This window comes from Geobacter hydrogenophilus (assembly GCF_018501225.1).
Taxonomy (GTDB): Bacteria; Desulfobacterota; Desulfuromonadia; order Geobacterales; family Geobacteraceae; genus Geobacter; species Geobacter hydrogenophilus.
Genome location: NZ_JAHCZI010000001.1, coordinates 265,158 through 283,580 on the forward strand (window position 1 = coordinate 265,158; position 18,423 = coordinate 283,580).

Genomic DNA, 18,423 nt, shown 5'->3' on the forward strand with positions numbered 1-18,423 from the left:
AACTGTCGCTTATCCTCGGAAAGGTTCGAACCGCTGGGCGAGAAGCGCCGACCGGGCCTCTCCCACCGTAAAGAGGGAGCCGCAGACAAGGATCAGATCATCGGCTGCGGCCATGCCGCAGGCCATGGCTAGGCCTTCGGGCACACGTCCGCCGTCGGCAGCGGAAACGCCCAGCCGGCGGCACAAGGCGGCAAGCTCGGCCGAGGACACCCCCCGCTCCACCGCCGGGGTAACCGCCACCACCTTGTCAGTCAGGGGAAGGAGCGGCCCGAGGATTCCGGCAACATCCTTATCCCCCATGACCCCGACCACCACGATCAGACGCCGGCGCGGCACTCCCGCCAGGGATTCGGCCAGGGCCAGGGCACCTGCCGGATTGTGGGCCCCGTCAAAAATGATCCGGGGGGGACCGGCAAAATATTCCATTCTCCCCGGCCAGCGGGCTTGTGAGATACCGGCGCGGAGCGCTTCATCCGCAAAGGAGTAGCCGACGGAGGTCAGAAGCTCCGCGGCAGCAAGGGCAGTCGCCGCATTCACGGCCTGATAACGCCCGCCGATCCCCGGCGTGAGGCCGGTCAGCGCCCGTCCCATCCCGTGGTAGTCGAGCCCATCCGTTCCCCAGGATGCGCTGAAATCGCTGCCGAAGCACGCCAGGGGACTGTTGAGGGCCTTGCTCCGGTCCTTGATAACGTCAAGAACCTCCATCGGTTGATCCGCAAGCACCACCGGCCTCCCCGCCCTGATGATTCCCGCCTTTTCCCGCGCAATTTCCGCCGGCGAATCGCCTAGCCACTCGCAGTGGTCAAGGGCCACGGGGGTAATAACGGAAAGGATGCCGGAGGCAACGCTGGTGGCGTCAGAGCCTCCCCCCATCCCCGCTTCGAGGATGGCGATATCCACCTGCTCCTCGGCAAAGTGAAGGAGCGCCATGGCGGTCACAATCTCGAAAAAGGTGGCGCCGTCCGGGGCGGCCGCCATGACCTGCCCGGCAAGGCGGGAGACCGCAGACTCGGCAATCTCGGCACCGTCAATGCGAATCCGTTCGGTGAAACGGGTGAGATGGGGAGAGGTGAAGAGGCCGGTCCGATACCCTCCCGTGGTCAGGATGGATGACAGAAACGCCGCCGTTGATCCCTTGCCGTTGGTCCCGGCCATGTGAACGACCCGCAGTCGCTCGTGGGGACTACCGAGCCTCTCCAGAAGCGCGGCAACGCGCCCGAGCCCCGGTTTGATCCCGAAACGCCGCAGACCGTAGATATGTGCCAGCGTCTCCTCGTAGGTCATGACGGGCGGGATTATACGGGAAGAGAGGGGGAAAATCCACCGCTTTGACCCAAAACGAGGCAGGGGCGGATAGAATACCTCCGCCCCTGCCGGTCAAACGCTCGCGCTCTCTCCGCTCAGCCGCGGTAGAGCATCGAAAGGATCTGGGCCAGCTTTGCCCGCATATCTTTACGCTCCACAATCACATCCACCATGCCGTGGTCCAGGAGATACTCGGCCCGCTGGAACCCCTCGGGAAGCTTCTGGCGGATGGTCTGCTCAATGACCCGGGGTCCGGCAAAACCGATAAGGGCCTTGGGCTCGGCCATGTTTATGTCGCCCAGCATGGAAAAACTGGCGGTGACGCCGCCGGTGGTGGGGTCGGTGAGGATGGAGATGTAGGGAAGACCCAGTTCCTTGAGTTTCGCCAGGGCCGCAGAAGTCTTCGCCATCTGCATCAGCGACAGGATGCTCTCCTGCATCCGGGCGCCGCCCGACGCAGAGACGATGATGACCGGAGTCCGCTTCTCGATCCCCCGCTCGATGGCGCGGGTGATCTTCTCCCCCACCACGCTTCCCATGCTCCCCCCCATGAAGGAGAAGTCGAAGACGGCCAACTGGACCGGGATAGCATCAATTGCCCCCTCGCCACAGATGACGGCGTCACGGGAGCCCCCCTTGGCAACCGCCTGCTGAATACGATCCTGATAGCTCTTGGAATCCTTGAAGTTGAGGACGTCCACCGACGTCATACCGGCATCAAGCTCCTTGAAGCTGCCCGCATCCAGGAGCAGATCTATCCGCTGCCGGGCCGAGACCCGGTAGTGGTGGCCGCACTGGGGGCAGACATTGATGTTCTTCTCCAGATCCTTCGTAAGGAGGTTAGCCTTGCAGCTCACGCACTTGGTAAGCAGCCCCTCGGGAACCTTAACCTTCTTGTCTGCCGCGCCCGGCGCCTTGTCGCGTTTGAACCACGCCATCTCTTTCACTCCGTCGGAACAAGCAACGCCCCGGATATTTTTAGTAAAAATGAAGTCCTCTGGTACCAGAAATCGACGACAAAGTCAATTGCCGTATCACCCCCGGTCCACTGCCTGCTTCAGCGATGAGACAAAGGTTGCCAGTGCTCCCCTGAGTTCCTTACCCCGGTGCTTCTCAAAAAGCTTCACGATGGCGCTGCCGACCACCACGCCGTCGGCCGTGGCAGCCACCTCCCCGGCCTGTTCGGGGGTGGCGATGCCGAATCCCACTGCCACCGGCACCGTAGAGCGCTCCTTGATGATGTTCACGTTGTTGGCCACCGATGCCTCTATGCCGCTGCGGACACCGGTCACGCCGGTTACGGAGACATAGTAGATGAAGCCGCGGGCACGAGTGGCCACCGTGCGGATCCGCGTCTCGTCAGATGTCGGAGTGAGGAGAAAAATGACGTCGATCCCGTGCCGGTCGGCGCACGCCTTGAACTCCCCCGCCTCTTCGGGGGGAAGATCCACCAGCAGGACGCCGTCGACCCCTGCCGCGGCCGCATCGGCGGCAAACCGTTCAAGGCCGTAGCTGAAGATCGGGTTGAAGTATCCCATCAGGACGATGGGGACCTGGGTGCGACCCCGGACAGATTTTACCGTAGCTAAAATCTTCGACAAGGTTGTGCCGGCGGCCAGGGCACGCTCGGAGGAGAGTTGAATCGTGGGGCCATCGGCCATGGGATCGGAAAAGGGGACGCCAAGCTCGATGACATCGGCGCCGCTTTGCGCCATGAGAGGAATCAGCTCCTCTGTCGTTGCAAGGTCCGGATCACCGGCAGTGATAAAGGTCACAAGCGCCTTTCTCCCATTTTTTTTCAGTTCAGCAAATGTGCCGGCAATTCTACTCATTGTTAGACCTTTCGGAGGTGGTGACAACTCTATTGCTGGCCCTAGCCCTTAGGCCCTGCTTCCTGATTTTCCACCTTGAAGCTGTTCATCTCTCCCTGAAGCACTTCAAGCTGGCGGGAGAGACGGGAGACCGAGTCCTCCATCATCTTGGCTGCCCCAAGGTTTGTATCCGTTGACTCCTGGATGTTTTCAACGGCGCGGATAATCTGCTCGCTCCCCCGGGTCTGCTCGTCGCAGGCCCTCTTGATCTGGCGGATCATGGTGGTGATATTCTCCGTGGAACTGGCAATGAAGTTCCCGACTTTTGCCTGCTCCTTGGTGGAGACCCTGACCTGGGAAGTGAGCCCCTTCATCCGCTCGGCAGCCCCCATGATCATGTCGCTCCCCTTGCTCTGCTCACGGGTGGCACTAGCGATCTGGCCGATCATGTCGGAGACCTGCTCCATGGCCTCCCGGATCATCTGGCTCCCCTTGGCCTGCTCCATGGTGGCCCGTGCGATGCTTTCCACCTGATCGGTGGTCTCCTTGACCCCGGTGACGATCTTGGCAAGGGCCTCGCCCGACCGCTGCGACAGGATCTCGCCGTCGGCGATGCTCTTCTCGGCCACCTCGATCGCCTCCACGGCCCGGGCGGTTTCGTCCTGGACCCCCTTGATGAGCTGGGAGATTTCCCGTGTGGAACTGGAGGTCCGTTCGGCCAGCTCCTTGATCTCGTCGGCCACCACGGCGAATCCCTTGCCGTGCTCCCCTGCCTGGGCGGCAATAATGGCGGCGTTCAACGCCAGGAGGTTGGTCTGCTCGGCCACTTCGTCGATGACCGAGAGGATGGCGCCGATATCGCTGACCCGCTCCGAAAGGGTTTCGATCACCTCGGAGGTAATCCGGGACGAGCGCTTGATCTCGCTGATGCCCGCAATGGTGGCCTCCACCGAGGCTTTGCCCGTTTCGGCGTCGCGTCGGACCCCTTCGGAAATGGCTGCGGACTCCATGGCGTTCTTCTCAACCTGCTTGATGGTGCTGTCCATCTCGGCCACCGAAGAAGCGGTGGACGAGGTCGCCTCCATGAGGCTTGAGACACTGCCGCTGATCTGCTTGATGGAGGCCACCATCTCCACGACCGAGGAACTCACTTCCTCCACGGACTGGGCCAGGGCCTCCGCGTTCAGGGCCACCTCTTCGATGCTTGCGGCCATCTGCAGGATGGATGATGACGTTTCCGACGCCGAGAGGGAAAGACTGTCGACCCCCGCGGAAACCTCCTTAATGGAAGCATTGATCTCGGTTACCGCGGAGGATGTCTGGGAAACCCCTTCGGCCTGAACCTCGGCTGCGGCGAGGACCCGGCGGGAAGCCTCGAAGATGTTGGCCGAAATCTGTCCCACCTCCACCAGGGATCGATTCACCTTCTTAACGAGTTCGCCGAGCTTCTCCAGCATGGTATTGAAGTCATCGCCGAGTCGGCCGAGCTCATCCTCCGACGTAATGGGCACCCGGGAGGAGAGATCCCCCTCGGCACCGCTCTTCACGGCCTTGACCATCTGATCGACCCGGCGAATGATGTTGCGGGTGGCAACAATGCCGAACGAAAAGGCAAGGGCCGCGGCACCGATAATCACGAAAATGAAGGTTATGGTTACGGAGGTTTTTATCCGCCCCGTTTCCTTCCCCACATCCTTCATCATCTCCTTGACCGTTTCGATGAGGTCGTCGATATCACGGGCAACAAACTCGCTGGCACCGGAAAGCTCCGAGATTAGGCGGGACTCGGACAGCGTGGACGGAGTCTGTTGGCCGGCAATTACAGCGGTTTTGTATGCAATGATCTTCTCGGCAACCTTTTCGTATTCGCCCCACGTCTCGATGAGAGTCTCGGCGTGGGATTCCATGACGCTGTCCTTGGGTGCCGGGTGGAGCCCCAGCGTCTCGTCCCCCTTGAGGAGCCCCTTGGAGTAACGGCGGATGAAATCGCGGTTCTTGGTATATGAGTCGGTGTGCTCCTTCATTCCCTTTTCGTCAAGGTGCCCCATCAGGCCCTCAAGGAGGTCCGCCCGGACGGTCCGCTCGGCCGACTGGAGCTGGAGCGCCACCTTCTGCTGATCGTACCGTTCCTGCAGGACAGTTCCGACACGGCTTGAAACCATGCTGATGCTCCGGATGCCGATCAATCCGGTCACCGCCACGATGACGGCCATAATGATGAAGGATCCGATGAGCCGTACGCCGAGTTTCATATCCTTGAGCATAACAGTGCCCCTGCGCATGAAAAATTTAATAATCAACTGGTCTTGATATAACAGCCAAGGTCTGATTTTTCAAGCGAAAAGAGGCTCCCGACGCGGTTTCCCGAGTTGCCGGGGCTACGCCTCGGACCGCTTGGTTTCAAGCTCTTCCCAGCGAAGGAGAAGTTCCTCCAGCTTCTCTCCCAGATGGGCGAATTCCGTGGAGAGGGCCGCAATCCCCCCCGGTGCCCCGGCATAGGCGGCCGGGTCCGCCAGGGCGGCCTCCACTTCGGCCGTCCGGAGCTCCAGGTGGGCGATCTCCGCCTCGACCCGCTCGAGCTCCTGCCGTTCGGCAAAGGTGAGCCCCTTCTTGCGGGGCCGTTCGCGTACCGCTTGCGGTGCCGCAACGGGCCTGCCACTCCCTCCCTTGCTCTCTTCTTTCAGGTTTTGTGCTCTCAGCTCCCGGTAGAGGGTGTAGTTCCCTTCGTAGAAGACGGCCCTCCCCTCTCCCTCGAAGGAGAGGATGCCCGTTGCCACCTTGTCGAGGAAAAAGCGGTCGTGGGTCACCATGAGGATACAGCCGGGAAACCGGGTCAGGGCATCGTCCAGAAGCTGCAGCGTCGGGATGTCGAGGTCGTTGGTGGGCTCGTCCAGCACGAGGAGGTTGGCGTCGGCAAGCATGAGGCGCGCCAGGATGAGGCGGCTCTTCTCGCCACCGGAGAGGGTGGCGATCCGCCGCATCCGGTCCGACGGCGGAAAGAGGAACTCCTCCAGGTAGCCGATCTTGTGGCGCCGTTCACCCCCCACCGTCACGTAATCCCCCTCACCGAGAAAATCATAGAGGGTCTGTGACGGATCGAGGATTTCCCGGTTCTGGTCAAAGTAGGCGATGCGGGTCTTGGCGCCGATTACCACCGTCCCCCCATCGGGCGGCTCCTCCCCCATGATCATCCGCATCAAAGTGGTCTTGCCGCAGCCGTTGGGGCCAATGATCCCGACCCGGTCGCCGCGCTTCATGAGGAAGGTGAGGTCGTCCACCAGGAGCTGTCCCCCCAGGGACTTCCGCACCCCCTGGAGCTCCATGATGGTGCCCCCCAGGGTATCGCCGGGGGTGAAGGCGATGGTCGTCTCCCGGGCCGTCTCCACCCGGGCGCGGCCCTCCAGGTCGTGGAACCGGTCGATGCGGGCCTTCTGCTTGGTGGTGCGGGCCTTGGGACCCCGCTGCATCCAGGCGGTCTCGTTCCGAAGGAGATTCAGGAGCCGGTCGTGCCCCCGGGCCTCCTGGGCCAACCGCTCCTCCCGCTGGATGAGGTAGCTGGAGTAACCGCCGCTGTATGCAGTAATCAGGCCCCGCTCCAGGTCCAGCATCCTCCCCACCACCTGGTCGAGGAAGTAGCGGTCGTGGGTTATGAGGAGCACCGCGCCGGGATAGGCCATGAGGTGCTCCTGGAGCCACTGGACAGTGTCGGCGTCCAGGTGGTTGGTGGGCTCGTCCAGGAGGAGGAGATCCGGGGCCTGGAGGAGGAGGCGCCCCAGGGCCACCCGCCGCTTCGTCCCGCCGGAGAGGTCGCCGATCCGTCGGCTCCGGTCCGGGATCCCCAGGTGGGTCATGATCTCCGCCACCCGGTGATCGGTGTTCCAGCCGCCATGGTGCTCGATCCAGGTGGCCAGTTCCCCCTGGCGCTCCAGCAGCCGCTCATGGTCCGGCGACGGCTCGGCGAGTTGAGCCGTCACCCCCTCGTACTCGGTCATGACCCGCCGGATCTCCACAAGACCTTGCTCAATCTCCTCGCCGATGGTGAGTCCGTCGTCAAGGAGCGGCTCCTGGGAGAGGTAGCCGATGGACGCGCCGCGGCGCGTCATGATGGTGCCTCCGTCCCGCTCCTCAAGCCCCGCAAGGATCTGCATGAGGGTAGACTTGCCACAGCCGTTGACGCCGATGAGCCCCACCTTCTCCTCCTCGCCCACGGCAAAGGTGACACCGTCGAGGACCGTGCGGGAGCCGAAACTCTTGGCGAGCCCGACAACATCGATGACATTCATTGCCGGAAACCTTTCAGCAAGTCGGTGACACCCTTGAGAATACCGGAAGTACGGTAGCGCTCCGGCACGGCAAACTCACTCTCCTTGCTCACCGGCACCGTGGTGGTGCCAAAGGGGGTTTCCACCTCGAGCCCGGCGTTCAGCCGATAGGGAATCTTATTCTGGTCTGGCTGGCGCTTGAGGATTTCCCACAGGTCTCCGTAAGCGACCTTGAAGGGAAGCCGCACATCAGTGGCCTTATCGGCGGGGAACTCGATCCGCTCGCGCTTCCCCCCCTTGGTGAGCGGGAGCGCCATGACGTTCAGATCATAGGTGTAGCCGTTCAGGACCAGGGGAAACGAATTGGGGTTGGTGACCGTCAGGAGGAACTCGAGCTCCACCCCCTCGACGCCGATCCCGACAACATTCAAATCCCTGACTTTCACTTCCGGCTTATCCAGAATCAGCGAACAGCCGGCACAGAAAATCAGACATACAACCAAAATCAACAGCTTTCTCATGCAACCCTCCTGACATCTCCGCGATTTGCTCCCCCACCTTACCACATCCGCACGCCTCACCGGAAGAATTCAGCTCCCGCGAGCATCGACACGCAGCACGAAAAAGGGCGGACTCCTTGCGAAGTCCGCCCTTTCGTTACGGGCTGTCCTGCTCGCCTGCGGCAGCGCTATGAGACCTTGGCGAACGAGAAGCGCAAATCCGCGGCCCGGACGTGGAGGGGAGTGCCGAGCTCCCTCAGGATCTCGCGCTGGTAGCGGCGGCGCTTGATTTCGTAGGCATCGGCTTCGGGACCGACGCCGCAGTAGAGTTTCTTTGCCCTCACCAGATTGCCGCGGGCCATGTCGAGCTTGGTGGCCAGCTCTCGAACAGCGGCCTCCGCGCATTTTTCGTCATTGACCATCTCGTGGGGGTTGAATCCGTGGCTCTCTGCCCGATAGGGCATGAGCTGCCAGACACCGAGGGCACCCTTCGAGGAAATCGCCTTCGGGTCGAAGCCGATGGAACCGGTTTCGGCCAAGGCCAGTTCGGCAAGGTCGAGGGGCATGAAATCGGTACCGAGGGTTTTCAGGTAGCAGAGGGATGCGAGCCGGTGGGCCCGCTCGGGGGTGGTGCGTCGCGCAAACACCGTGGCAATGGCCCGTGCCTGTCGTTGACGTTCATCCAACTCGATACCCTGGTCCATGAGCCGACGGACTTCCAGGTCAACACCGGATTCGCTGAGGACCACCGTGACGGGGTCCCGGCGCAGAGCGGTCTGGTTGCAGGAAACACCAGTAAGCATCATGACTGCCGATAGGAGGATCATTTTTTTCATAGGCGTTTTTTGGGTCGGTTTTTGAGGCTTTGCCGGACGGTCAACGAAACGGAACGGGACATGCGCGACGAACGCGCAGGACCGGCACCGGCCAATAACTCCTTTCTTTGATGTAGAGACGACTGGATTTCCAGGTCTCCCGGTTGTGCGACAGAGTCGCCATGGTCCAAGAAAATAGCTGACGTATATCTTTAATGAAACACTTTCAACTCAGAAACGGCAAAAGGACCCAAAGTGGGTCCTTTCCCCGTGTCCGTTCTATTTTACGGACGAATCGTGTTATACGGTAAAACAGATAGCAATGTCAAGCTATTTTTTTATATTAGCCTGTATTTTCAATATGTTACAAAGGCATTTTTTCGGCATAGTGTTCATTTTTACAATTACTAAAACTGTACCCCCATGGCGTCGGCCACCGTGTGGATATCCTTGTCCCCCCTTCCCGAGAGGCAGGCAACGATGGTCTGCTCCTGTGGCAGCGTCGGCGCCAGCTTCACCACGTGGGCGATGGCGTGGGACGACTCCAGGGCCGGCATGATCCCCTCCTCCCGGGTCAGGAGCGTGAAGGCGTCCAGGGCCTCCTCGTCGGTGACCGACACATACTCGGCCCTCCCGGAATCCTTGAGCCAAGCGTGCTCAGGGCCGACACCGGGGTAGTCGAGGCCGGCTGAAATGGAGTGGGCATTGGCTATCTGGCCGAACTCATCCTGAAGGAGGTAAGTCTTGTTGCCGTGGAGAACGCCGACCGTCCCGGCGCACAGGGGCGCCGCGTGGGCGCCGGAGGCGATGCCGTGGCCCGCAGCCTCCACGCCGACCATCCGGACCTCCCGGTCATTGAGGAACGGATAGAAGAGCCCCAGGGCGTTGCTGCCGCCGCCGACGCACGCCACCAGCACATCGGGGAGCCGCCCCTCGATCTTCTTGTGCTGGGCCTTGGCCTCCCGGCCGATGACAGACTGGAAGTCCCGGACCATCACCGGATAGGGGTGAGGCCCGGCCACGGTGCCGATCACGTAGAAGGTATTGTGGATATAGGTCACCCAGTTCCGCATGGCCTCGTTCATGGCGTCCTTGAGGGTGGCGGTGCCGGCGGTCACCGGCGTGACCTTCGCCCCCAGGAGCTTCATCCGGAAGACGTTCAGGGCCTGGCGCCGGATATCCTCCTCCCCCATGAAGACCTCGCACTCCATGCCGAAGAGAGCCGCGATGGTGGCAGTGGCCACCCCATGCTGGCCAGCGCCGGTCTCGGCGATGACCCGCTTCTTCCCCATCCGCTTGGCCAGAAGCCCCTGGCCGATGGTGTTGTTCACCTTGTGGGCGCCGGTGTGATTCAGGTCCTCGCGCTTCAGGTAGATCTTCGCCCCCCCCAGCTTCTTCGTGAGCTTTTCCGCGTAGTAGAGGGGATTGGGCCGCCCCACGTACTGACGGAGGTAGTAGTCGAACTCCTCCTTGAACTCGCGGTCGTTCCTGTAGTGGTTGTAGGCCTTCTCCAGCTCCAGGAGCGCCGGCATGAGGGTTTCCGGCACGTAGCGGCCGCCGAACTGGCCGAAGTGGCCCTGTTTGTCGGGTAATTTCATGTATCCTCCATTGTTGTATTCGTAATTGGTCACATTGGCTGATATCCAGGAACTGAGGCTGACCATTCTCGCACATCAGGGAAAGCCCCATCAAGGGGCGGTTATCACCGTAAACCGGTCATCAAGGATATCCGCCAGGAGCGGCCGCACATCCTGCCAAGCCAGTCCGCCACCGCCGCACCCGGGACGGGGGACGATGATGCGGGTCCACCCCTCGCGGTCTGCCAGTGCCCGGAGCTCTCCCGCGGAACGCCGGATGAGACGCAGGTCGGGAGTTGCCCAAGGGCTCTCTTCAACGGGGAAGCTGACAAGACTGTCGCCGATGGCGTGAACGTGGTTGCCCCCTTCGGACAGCAACCCACCGAGACGCAACGGCAGATCGGGGAAATGCTCCCGGGCCTGTCGGGCGCAGCCGCGGCCCAGGACGGCCTCTCCGTTCTTCATCAGGTGACCGTTGGTAGTGATGCAGATAATCGCCTTTCCGAGGTGATCCCAGATGTTGCCGGTTGTTTCCTTCATTGGGGAATCCTGTGGTTAACGGCTGCGCGGTTGACTCGTCAGGGCAAGCTTATTCGCCCAGTAGGTGTCCAACGGCATTGTTGAATTAAGTTCAAATCGAATCACTTTCAGGGGCTGACTCCCTTCTCAAGGTTTTTCGTCATTAGTCAGGCTTGGTAGAGGAATCCCTTTTTTCAAATGATTCATAATCGGGACACTGCCCCAAAAAGCAAGTAATCCTGCAACCATGAAAACCCAACCATACAATGAGCCAAAGTGCCTAAACAAGAACACATAACCTGCTAATGATAAAATTCCTCCAATACTGTTCACAACTCCTATTCTGAGGTAAGCTGCGTCTGGTATTTTCACATTAGCTTCAAACAAATTAGTATAAAAAAGACAGTGAAGATGAAACGGTAATGCCGCGGCTAAAAACCATAATGATATAGACAGTGATTCTGTTAATTTTTCACGGGTTACATAGGCTAAAATTGTCGCAAATCCAGCACCAGCTAAGCCACCAGTTAATAGTTGCATTCGGTTTTGTTTCTCTGCCGTAACATCGACTATGTACTCTTTGGTCTTTTTATCATTTTCATTTTTATTCATACAATTTGCCTCATATGTTCAACCGCCACAAGGCGCACCAGCGCATCAGCGTATGTGTGCCGCCGTCTGGTTGAATTTTAGTTATTTGCCTTAGAAACAATTTTCATCGCTTTATCAGTTAGTTCTGGCACTGATTTTAGAGCTGCGATTGCAGGGTGCATTGAAGCTATTTTCTCTATCATGTTCACGACTTGGTTCGATGCCTGTTCAATGCGTTCTGTGTTAACTTCTTTTTTACTAAAAGTCTCCACTGGAATTTTGTGTGGCTCAAAACATGGAATACCATTCACAAGCAGTTGAAATTTGTAGCCTACAACTGCACTTCTGTCATCTGAAAACCAGCCATTTTCCCCGTGTACTTCCTTGTACGGGTACGTTATTACCGAAAGACTATCATTTCGAGTCTCTTTGGTTTTTGATTTGAATGCAAAAAACGTCACTACGCTTCCTGTTAGAAATCCCACGATTCCAGCAAGGATAATTTCAACTGACATGCTAGTTTCCCCTGTTTTTTGTGTTGTTCAACTCGTAAATCACCCGTTATCTTTATGGGTCTTGGCTATATAGATATAGATGGAAGCCAAGTGGGAAATTGGGGACCCTCTCCTGTTTTCGCTCCGTCAGTGCAACTCAGCACAGCCAATCTCCGTTCAAGGCCTCCAGTTCGGAGATGCCAGACACATGGCCGGCAGGGCGATGATCCCTTCGGAAAGGGGCCAGGGTTCTCCCGCCCCATGGCAAACAACGTAAAGACGATCCAGCCCAAGAACTTCCCGGGCCGAACGCATCGACGGGGTTACCTTGGGTGACCGCGTCAGCTTGAATTCGAACCTGATATTCCGCCCGTCTTGCCGGATCAACAGGTCCAGTTCCGCGCCGGTATGCACACCCCAGAAGTACGCTTCATCGCGCCGGGCACCGGTTCGGAATACCATGAAATTTCGGAATCCCAAATCGAAATTTCATGGTAACCAGTCCCTCAATTATCAAACGACAAAAGGGGATGGAAATCCTTCCGTCCCCTTTTCCGATAGATTGTCCCGCCCTTCCAGTCCTCTACCCCTTAGCCCGCCGAATGAACTCCCGGACCTTGGCCCCATCTTTCCGGCCCGGAGAGCTTTCCACGCCGCCCGAGACATCCACGGCATAGGGCATCACCGCTTCCACCGCCTCCCGAACATTGTCAGGGGTGAGTCCGCCGGCGAGGATGACCGGGCCGAACTCCTTGGCTGACTTCGCAATGTCCCAGTTGAAGGTGAGGCCGGTGCCACCGTAGGCGGTGGGGGAATAGGCGTCCAGGAGGTGGGCCGCAACGCGGTAGTGGCGGATCGGGTCGAGGCTCGTGATGTCCTGCACTCGGAACGCCTTGATCACCCGGCGCTCCACGGCATCGCAGAACTCGGGGGGCTCGTCGCCATGGAGTTGGACAAGATCAATGCGGCAGCGGACCGCCGTTTCGTTGACGAATTCGAGGGGACGGTTGACGAAGAGCCCCACCGTCTGGATGAACGGCGGGAGTGCCGCGATGATGCCGGCAGCCTCCTCAGGTGTCACGTGGCGGGGGGATTGTTCGTGGAACACGAAGCCGAGGGCGTCGGCGCCGGCCTCCACCGCCATGAGGGCGTCCTCCAGGGACGTTATGCCGCAGATCTTGACGCGAATCATCCGTTTACAGGTCCACCTTCGGCAGCCGCGCCAGTGACTCCCGGATCATCTCCTCGGGATACTCGAAATCCTCCAGACCGCCGGAGAGGTAGGCGTCGTAGGCCCCCATGTCCAGCTGGCCGTGGCCCGAGAGGCAGAAGAGGATGGTCTTTTCCTTCCCCTCCTCCTTGGCGATGACCGCCTCGTCAATGGCGGCCCGGACGGCGTGGGATGACTCGGGGGCCGGAACGATCCCCTCGCTCCGGGCGAAGAGATGGGCCGCCTCGAAGCAGGCGGTCTGCCGGTATGACTTGGCCTCGATGAGCCCCGCGTGGTGCAGCTGCGACACCAGGGGCGATTCGCCGTGGTAGCGGAGGCCCCCGGCGTGGATCCCTGGCGGCATGAAGTCGTGCCCCAGGGTGTACATCATGGCGATGGGGGCCATCTTGGCTGTGTCGCCGTAGTCGAAGGCGTAGACCCCCTTGGTGAGGGTCGGGCAGGAGGCGGGCTCCACGGCCAGGCAGCGGACGTTTTTCCCGGCGGCCCGGTCGGCCAGGAACGGGAACGCGGTGCCGGCAAAATTGGAGCCCCCGCCGCAGCAGGCGATGACCACGTCGGGGTAGTCGCCGGCCAGGGCCAGCTGCTCCTTGGCCTCCTGGCCGATGACGGTCTGGTGGAGGCAGACGTGGTTCAGGACGCTCCCCAGGGCGTAGTTGGTGTCAGCGCGGGATGCGGCGTCCTCCACCGCTTCGGAGATGGCGATGCCGAGGCTCCCGTTGCTGTCCGGGTCGTGGGCCAGGATGGAGCGCCCGGCGTTGGTGAACTCCGACGGCGACGGGATCACGTTGGCCCCCCAGAGCTGCATCATGCTCTTGCGGTACGGCTTCTGGGTGCACGACACCTTCACCATGTAGACAGTGCACTCAAGGCCGAACATGGAACAGGCCAGGGCCAGGGAGCTTCCCCACTGGCCGGCGCCGGTCTCGGTGGCGAGGCGCCGGATGCCCGCCTGCTTGTTGTAGAAGGCCTGGGGAATGGCGGAGTTGGGCTTGTGGGAGCCGGCCGGCGACACCCCTTCGTACTTGTAGTAGATCTTCGCCGGGGTGCCGAGGGCCTGCTCCAGCCGCCGGGCCCGGTAGAGGGGGGACGGCCGCCAGAGCCGGTAGATCTCCCGCACCTCATCGGGGATCGGAATCCACCGCTCACCGGAGACCTCCTGCTCAATGATGGCCATGGGGAAGATGGGGAGGAGGTCGTCGGGGGTCACCGGCTGGAGGGTCCGGGGGTTGATGACCGGCGCCAGGGAACCCGGCATGTCGGGGATGATGTTGTACCAGTGGGTCGGGATGCGGCTCTCGTCCAGCAATATCTTGGTCTGCATCGGCTCTCCTTTGAGTCCGTAATTATCCCAACAGTTCCCGCAGCTTGGCCCCGATGTCCTCCTCCCGCATGAGGGACTCGCCGATGAGGAAGCCGTGGGCGCCGGCGGCCTGCAGGCGGAGGACGTCGTCGCGGGTGTTCACGCCGCTCTCGGCCACGACGAACCGGTCGGCGGGGACCATGGGGAGGAGTTGCTCGGTGGTGGCAAGATCCACGACAAAGGTGCGGAGGTTGCGGTTGTTGATGCCGATGAGGGTGCAGCCGGAGGCAAGGGCCGTTTCCATCTCCGGCTCGTCGTGGACCTCCAGAAGCACATCCAGGGAAAGCTCCCTGGCGATCCCGGCCAGTTCGCGGATCTGCTCCAGTTCCAGCATGGCGGCGATGAGAAGGATGGCGTCGGCCCCGGCGGCCCGGGCCTCGAAGACCTGGTACGGGTCATAGAGGAAATCCTTGCGCAACAGCGGCAGCCGCACCTGCTCACGGATCAGGGCCAGGTAGCGGAGGTTTCCCAGAAAAAAGTGCTCATCGGTCAGGACCGAGAGACACGCGGCACCGTTCTGCTCGTAGGTCTCGGCGATCTCCAAGGGGTCGAAGTCGGGGCGGATGAGACCTTTGGAGGGGGACCCCTTCTTTACCTCGGCGATGACAGTCGTCCAGCCGGAGGCTTGGCAGTCCCGCAGTGCCCGCTCGAAGCCCCGGGGCTGATCCTCCAGGTCGGCGATGCGGGCCTTCAGTTCGGCAAGGGGGGTGGCGGACCGGGCCGCAGCCACTTCGCCCCGCTTGTGTTCGACTATTTTTTTCAGGATGTCAGGGGTATCGGTCATGGGTCACTCGTTGGTGAGGGTGATGAGTTCTTCCAGTTTCGCCAGGGCGCGGCCCGAATCAATGGCCTCGGCGGCGAGGCGGATACCCTCGGCCGGGTCCATGGCCTTGCCAGCGGCCACGAGGGCATAGGCAGCGTTCAGAAGCACCACGTCCCGCCTGGGCCCCGTGGCCCCTTCCAGGATGCTGCGAACGATGCGGGCGTTGCCTGCGGCGTCGCCGCCCCGGAGATCACCGGGAGGACAGGAGGCAAAACCGAACTCCTCCGGCGTGATGGTCCTCACCGTCACCCCTTCCCGGGTCACTTCGGCGATGCGGGTTTCGCGGGTCAGGGTAATCTCGTCCATGCCGTCCATGCCGAAGACCACAAAACCGCGCTTGCAGCCAAGCTTGTGAAGGACATGGGCCAGGGGCTCCACGAGATCCTCCCGGTAGACGCCGAGGACCTGACAGTCGGCGCCGGCCGGGTTCGTGAGGGGGCCGAGGATATTGAAGATGGTCCGGATGCCGATCTCCTTCCGGGGGCCGATGGCGTGTTTCATGGCGCCGTGGAGGGCCGGGGCGAAGAGGAAGCCGATGCCGATCTTCGCGATGGCTTTCTCCACGGTTTCCGGGGTCACGTCCAGGCTGACCCCCAGGGACTCCAGCACGTCGGCGCTGCCGCAGGCCGACGACACGGCCCGGTTGCCGTGCTTGGCCACCTTCACCCCGCAGGACGCAACCACGAAGGAAACGGTGGTGGAGATATTGAAGGTATTGGTGCCGTCCCCGCCGGTGCCGACCACGTCCAGGATCGTCTCCTGGTCGATGTTGATGTCGTCCCGGTCGATGTCGAGCACCCCCTTACCGACCCGGATGGGAGTGGCACGGTCCCGCATGACCCGGGCCGCGCCGGTGATCTCCGCCACCGTTTCCCCCTTCATCCGGAGGGCGGTGATGAAGGAGGCGATCTGGGCCGAAGTAGCCTCGCCGGACATGATCTGGTCCATGACTTCGATCATTTCGGCTTCGGTAAGATTGATCCGCTCGACAACCTTGGCAATTGCTTTCTTGATCATTGGGTTCACCTGTAGGGGCGCCGCTTGCCGCGCCCTGCTTGGAAATGGGCGCAGCAAGCGGCGCCCCTACGACCGTGTCATCTCCAGAAAATTCCGCAAGAGGTCCATCCCCCCCTCGGTGAGGATCGACTCGGGATGGAACTGGACCCCCCAGACCGGCAGATCCTTGTGGGCAAGCCCCATGACCTCCCCCTCCTCCACCCAGGCGGTGATCTCAAGGCAGTCGGGAAAGCTGGCCCGTTCCACCACCAGCGAATGGTAGCGGGTGGCGTTGAAGGGGTTGGGAAGCCCCCGAAAGAGCCCCTGGCCGTTGTGGTGGATGGGGGAAGTCTTGCCGTGCATGAGGGTGGAGCTGCGGACAACCTTCCCGCCAAAGGCGGCACCGATGGACTGGTGGCCGAGACAGACGCCGAGGATCGGAATCTTGCCGGCAAAGTGCCGGATGGCGGCGACGGAGACCCCCGCCTCCTCGGGTGAGCAGGGACCGGGTGAGATGACAATGCGCTCGGGCGCCAAGCGCTCAATCTCCTCCAGGGTGATACCGTCGTTGCGGTAGACCCGCACCTCCTCCCCCAGTTCGCCGAAGTACTGGACGATGTTGTAGGTGAAGGAATCGTAGTTATCGATCATCAGGAGCATGTCAGTCCAACCCCTTTTCCGCCGTCTCGATGGCCTTCACCACCGCCATGGCCTTGTTGACCGTCTCCTGGTACTCGGCAGCCGGGTTCGAGTCGGCCACGATGCCGGCCCCGGCCTGGAGGTGCACCATGCCGTCGCGGATGACGAGGGTGCGGATGGCTATGGCGAGATCCATGTTGCCGGAGAAGGAGAAGTAACCCACCGCGCCGCCGTAGACCTCGCGGCGGACCGGCTCCAACTCGTCAATGATCTCCATGGCCCGCACCTTGGGGGCGCCGGAGAGGGTGCCGGCAGGGAAGGTGGCCCGCACCACGTCGAAGGCGTCCTTTCCCTCGACCAGTTCCCCCTCCACGTTGGAGACGATGTGCATCACGTGGGAGTACCGCTCGATGACCATGAGCTCCGACACCCGGACGGTGCCGTTCCGGCAGACGCGCCCCAGGTCGTTGCGCCCCAGGTCCACGAGCATCACGTGTTCGGCCCGCTCCTTGGGGTCGGCCAGGAGTTCCTCGGCAAGGTGCTCGTCCTGCTCCGGAGTTGCGCCCCGGGGGCGGGTGCCGGCGATGGGGCGAAGCTCCACCCGCCCCCCCTCCTTGCGGACCATGACCTCAGGGGAGGCCCCCACCACCAGGGTGTCGTCCATGCGGAGGAAGAACATGTAGGGAGAGGGGTTCAGGGTCCGGAGCACCCGGTAGATGGCGAGGGGTTCCACGGTCAGCTCACCGGAGAAGCGCTGGGAGAGGACCACCTGGATGATGTCCCCGGCCCGGACGTACTCCTTGCATTTTTCCACCGCCGCCTCGAAGGCTTCGCGAGGGACGTTGGACGAGAAGGAGACGGTGCGCACCGCCGGCGCCGCCGGCATTGCCGGCAGGGGGGCCCGGAGTTTGGCGATGAGGGCGTCCACCCGGGCAATGGCCTCGGCATAGGCGGCCTCGGGAGCCTGTCCATCCTCCAGATGGGCGTTGGAAACCACGGTGATCTTCTGCCGCATGGTGTCAAAGATCAGGATCGTGTCGGTGATGACGAAGCAGGAATCCCAGGCCCCGATGACGGCCGGCTTCTCCGTGGGAAGCCGCTCGAAGTGGCGCACCATGTCGTACCCCAGATACCCCACGGCGCCGCCGAAGAAGCGGGGGAGTCCGGGGATCTCCACGGGCCGGAACCGGGCAAGGTACTCCCGCACAAAGCCCAGGGGGTCGTCGCTGGTCACAGCGCGGACTTGGCCGTTGGTGACGATCTCCACGGTGGTGCCGCGGGTCCGGATGACGGTGGCTGGATTGGAACCGAGAAAGGAATAACGGCCCCACTTCTCACCACCCTCGATACTCTCCAGGAGGAAGGAGTAGGAACCGTCGTCGATCTTGCGGAAGGCGCTGACCGGCGTGTCCATGTCGGCCATGATCTCGCGGCAGACGGGAATCAGGTTGCCTTGGGTGGCCAGGGACCGGAAGGTCTTGAAATCGGGAAAGTACACGG

The 18,423-nt window shown here is 61.5% G+C and carries 18 protein-coding genes; all 18 read right to left on the bottom strand.

Going from position 1 to position 18,423, the window contains the following annotated elements; genetic code table 11:
- Positions 1-9 precede the first annotated feature (9 nt).
- Entirely contained in the window at positions 10-1,284 is a 1,275-nt protein-coding gene (locus tag KI811_RS01165) for a bifunctional folylpolyglutamate synthase/dihydrofolate synthase (protein WP_214184656.1), read from the bottom strand.
- Positions 1,285-1,400: 116 nt separating this feature from the next.
- Entirely contained in the window at positions 1,401-2,243 is an 843-nt protein-coding gene (gene accD, locus KI811_RS01170) for an acetyl-CoA carboxylase, carboxyltransferase subunit beta (protein WP_214184657.1), read from the bottom strand.
- Positions 2,244-2,339: 96 nt separating this feature from the next.
- Positions 2,340-3,137, bottom strand: coding sequence for a tryptophan synthase subunit alpha (gene trpA, locus KI811_RS01175; protein WP_214184658.1), 798 nt, complete (start codon positions 3,135-3,137; stop codon positions 2,340-2,342).
- A gap of 41 nt (positions 3,138-3,178) precedes the next feature.
- Positions 3,179-5,380, bottom strand: a complete 2,202-nt coding sequence (locus KI811_RS01180; protein WP_214184659.1) for a methyl-accepting chemotaxis protein — start codon at positions 5,378-5,380, stop codon at positions 3,179-3,181.
- Positions 5,381-5,494: 114 nt separating this feature from the next.
- Positions 5,495-7,399 carry an ABC-F family ATP-binding cassette domain-containing protein gene (locus KI811_RS01185; RefSeq protein ID WP_214184660.1) on the bottom strand — a complete coding sequence of 635 codons (1,905 nt, stop codon included), beginning with the start codon at positions 7,397-7,399 and terminating at the stop codon, positions 5,495-5,497.
- Complete coding sequence (locus KI811_RS01190) at positions 7,396-7,899, bottom strand: LEA/WHy family protein (RefSeq protein WP_214184661.1); 504 nt, start codon at positions 7,897-7,899, stop codon at positions 7,396-7,398. The genes KI811_RS01185 and KI811_RS01190 overlap by 4 nt, the downstream gene beginning before the upstream one ends.
- Positions 7,900-8,066: 167 nt before the next feature.
- Positions 8,067-8,714, bottom strand: a complete 648-nt coding sequence (locus tag KI811_RS01195; RefSeq protein WP_214184662.1) for a transglycosylase SLT domain-containing protein — start codon at positions 8,712-8,714, stop codon at positions 8,067-8,069.
- Positions 8,715-9,100: 386 nt separating this feature from the next.
- Complete coding sequence (trpB, locus tag KI811_RS01200; protein WP_214184663.1) at positions 9,101-10,291, bottom strand: tryptophan synthase subunit beta; 1,191 nt, start codon at positions 10,289-10,291, stop codon at positions 9,101-9,103.
- Between the two features lie 90 nt (positions 10,292-10,381).
- Positions 10,382-10,810, bottom strand: a complete 429-nt coding sequence (locus tag KI811_RS01205; protein ID WP_214184664.1) for a macro domain-containing protein — start codon at positions 10,808-10,810, stop codon at positions 10,382-10,384.
- A 126-nt stretch (positions 10,811-10,936) separates the two neighbouring features.
- Complete coding sequence (locus tag KI811_RS01210) at positions 10,937-11,401, bottom strand: hypothetical protein (protein WP_214184665.1); 465 nt, start codon at positions 11,399-11,401, stop codon at positions 10,937-10,939.
- A gap of 77 nt (positions 11,402-11,478) precedes the next feature.
- Positions 11,479-11,895 (bottom strand): hypothetical protein, encoded by a 417-nt coding sequence (locus KI811_RS01215; protein ID WP_214184666.1) that lies wholly within the window; start codon positions 11,893-11,895, stop codon positions 11,479-11,481.
- 156 nt (positions 11,896-12,051) lie between these two features.
- The gene (locus tag KI811_RS01220; RefSeq protein WP_214185133.1) at positions 12,052-12,336 is read right to left on the bottom strand and encodes a hypothetical protein; all 285 of its coding nucleotides are present in this window, start codon (positions 12,334-12,336) and stop codon (positions 12,052-12,054) included.
- A gap of 121 nt (positions 12,337-12,457) precedes the next feature.
- Complete coding sequence (locus tag KI811_RS01225; RefSeq protein ID WP_214184667.1) at positions 12,458-13,066, bottom strand: phosphoribosylanthranilate isomerase; 609 nt, start codon at positions 13,064-13,066, stop codon at positions 12,458-12,460.
- Between the two features lie 4 nt (positions 13,067-13,070).
- Positions 13,071-14,426: a TrpB-like pyridoxal phosphate-dependent enzyme gene (locus KI811_RS01230; protein ID WP_214184668.1), complete on the bottom strand. Its 1,356-nt coding sequence runs from the start codon at positions 14,424-14,426 to the stop codon at positions 13,071-13,073.
- Between the two features lie 22 nt (positions 14,427-14,448).
- Positions 14,449-15,249: an indole-3-glycerol phosphate synthase TrpC gene (gene trpC, locus KI811_RS01235; protein WP_214184669.1), complete on the bottom strand. Its 801-nt coding sequence runs from the start codon at positions 15,247-15,249 to the stop codon at positions 14,449-14,451.
- Between the two features lie 3 nt (positions 15,250-15,252).
- Entirely contained in the window at positions 15,253-16,305 is a 1,053-nt protein-coding gene (gene trpD / locus KI811_RS01240) for an anthranilate phosphoribosyltransferase (protein WP_214184670.1), read from the bottom strand.
- A gap of 66 nt (positions 16,306-16,371) precedes the next feature.
- Positions 16,372-16,944: an aminodeoxychorismate/anthranilate synthase component II gene (locus tag KI811_RS01245; RefSeq protein ID WP_214184671.1), complete on the bottom strand. Its 573-nt coding sequence runs from the start codon at positions 16,942-16,944 to the stop codon at positions 16,372-16,374.
- Between the two features lies 1 nt (position 16,945).
- The gene (trpE, locus tag KI811_RS01250) at positions 16,946-18,421 is read right to left on the bottom strand and encodes an anthranilate synthase component I (protein WP_214184672.1); all 1,476 of its coding nucleotides are present in this window, start codon (positions 18,419-18,421) and stop codon (positions 16,946-16,948) included.
- Positions 18,422-18,423: the final 2 nt, after the last annotated feature.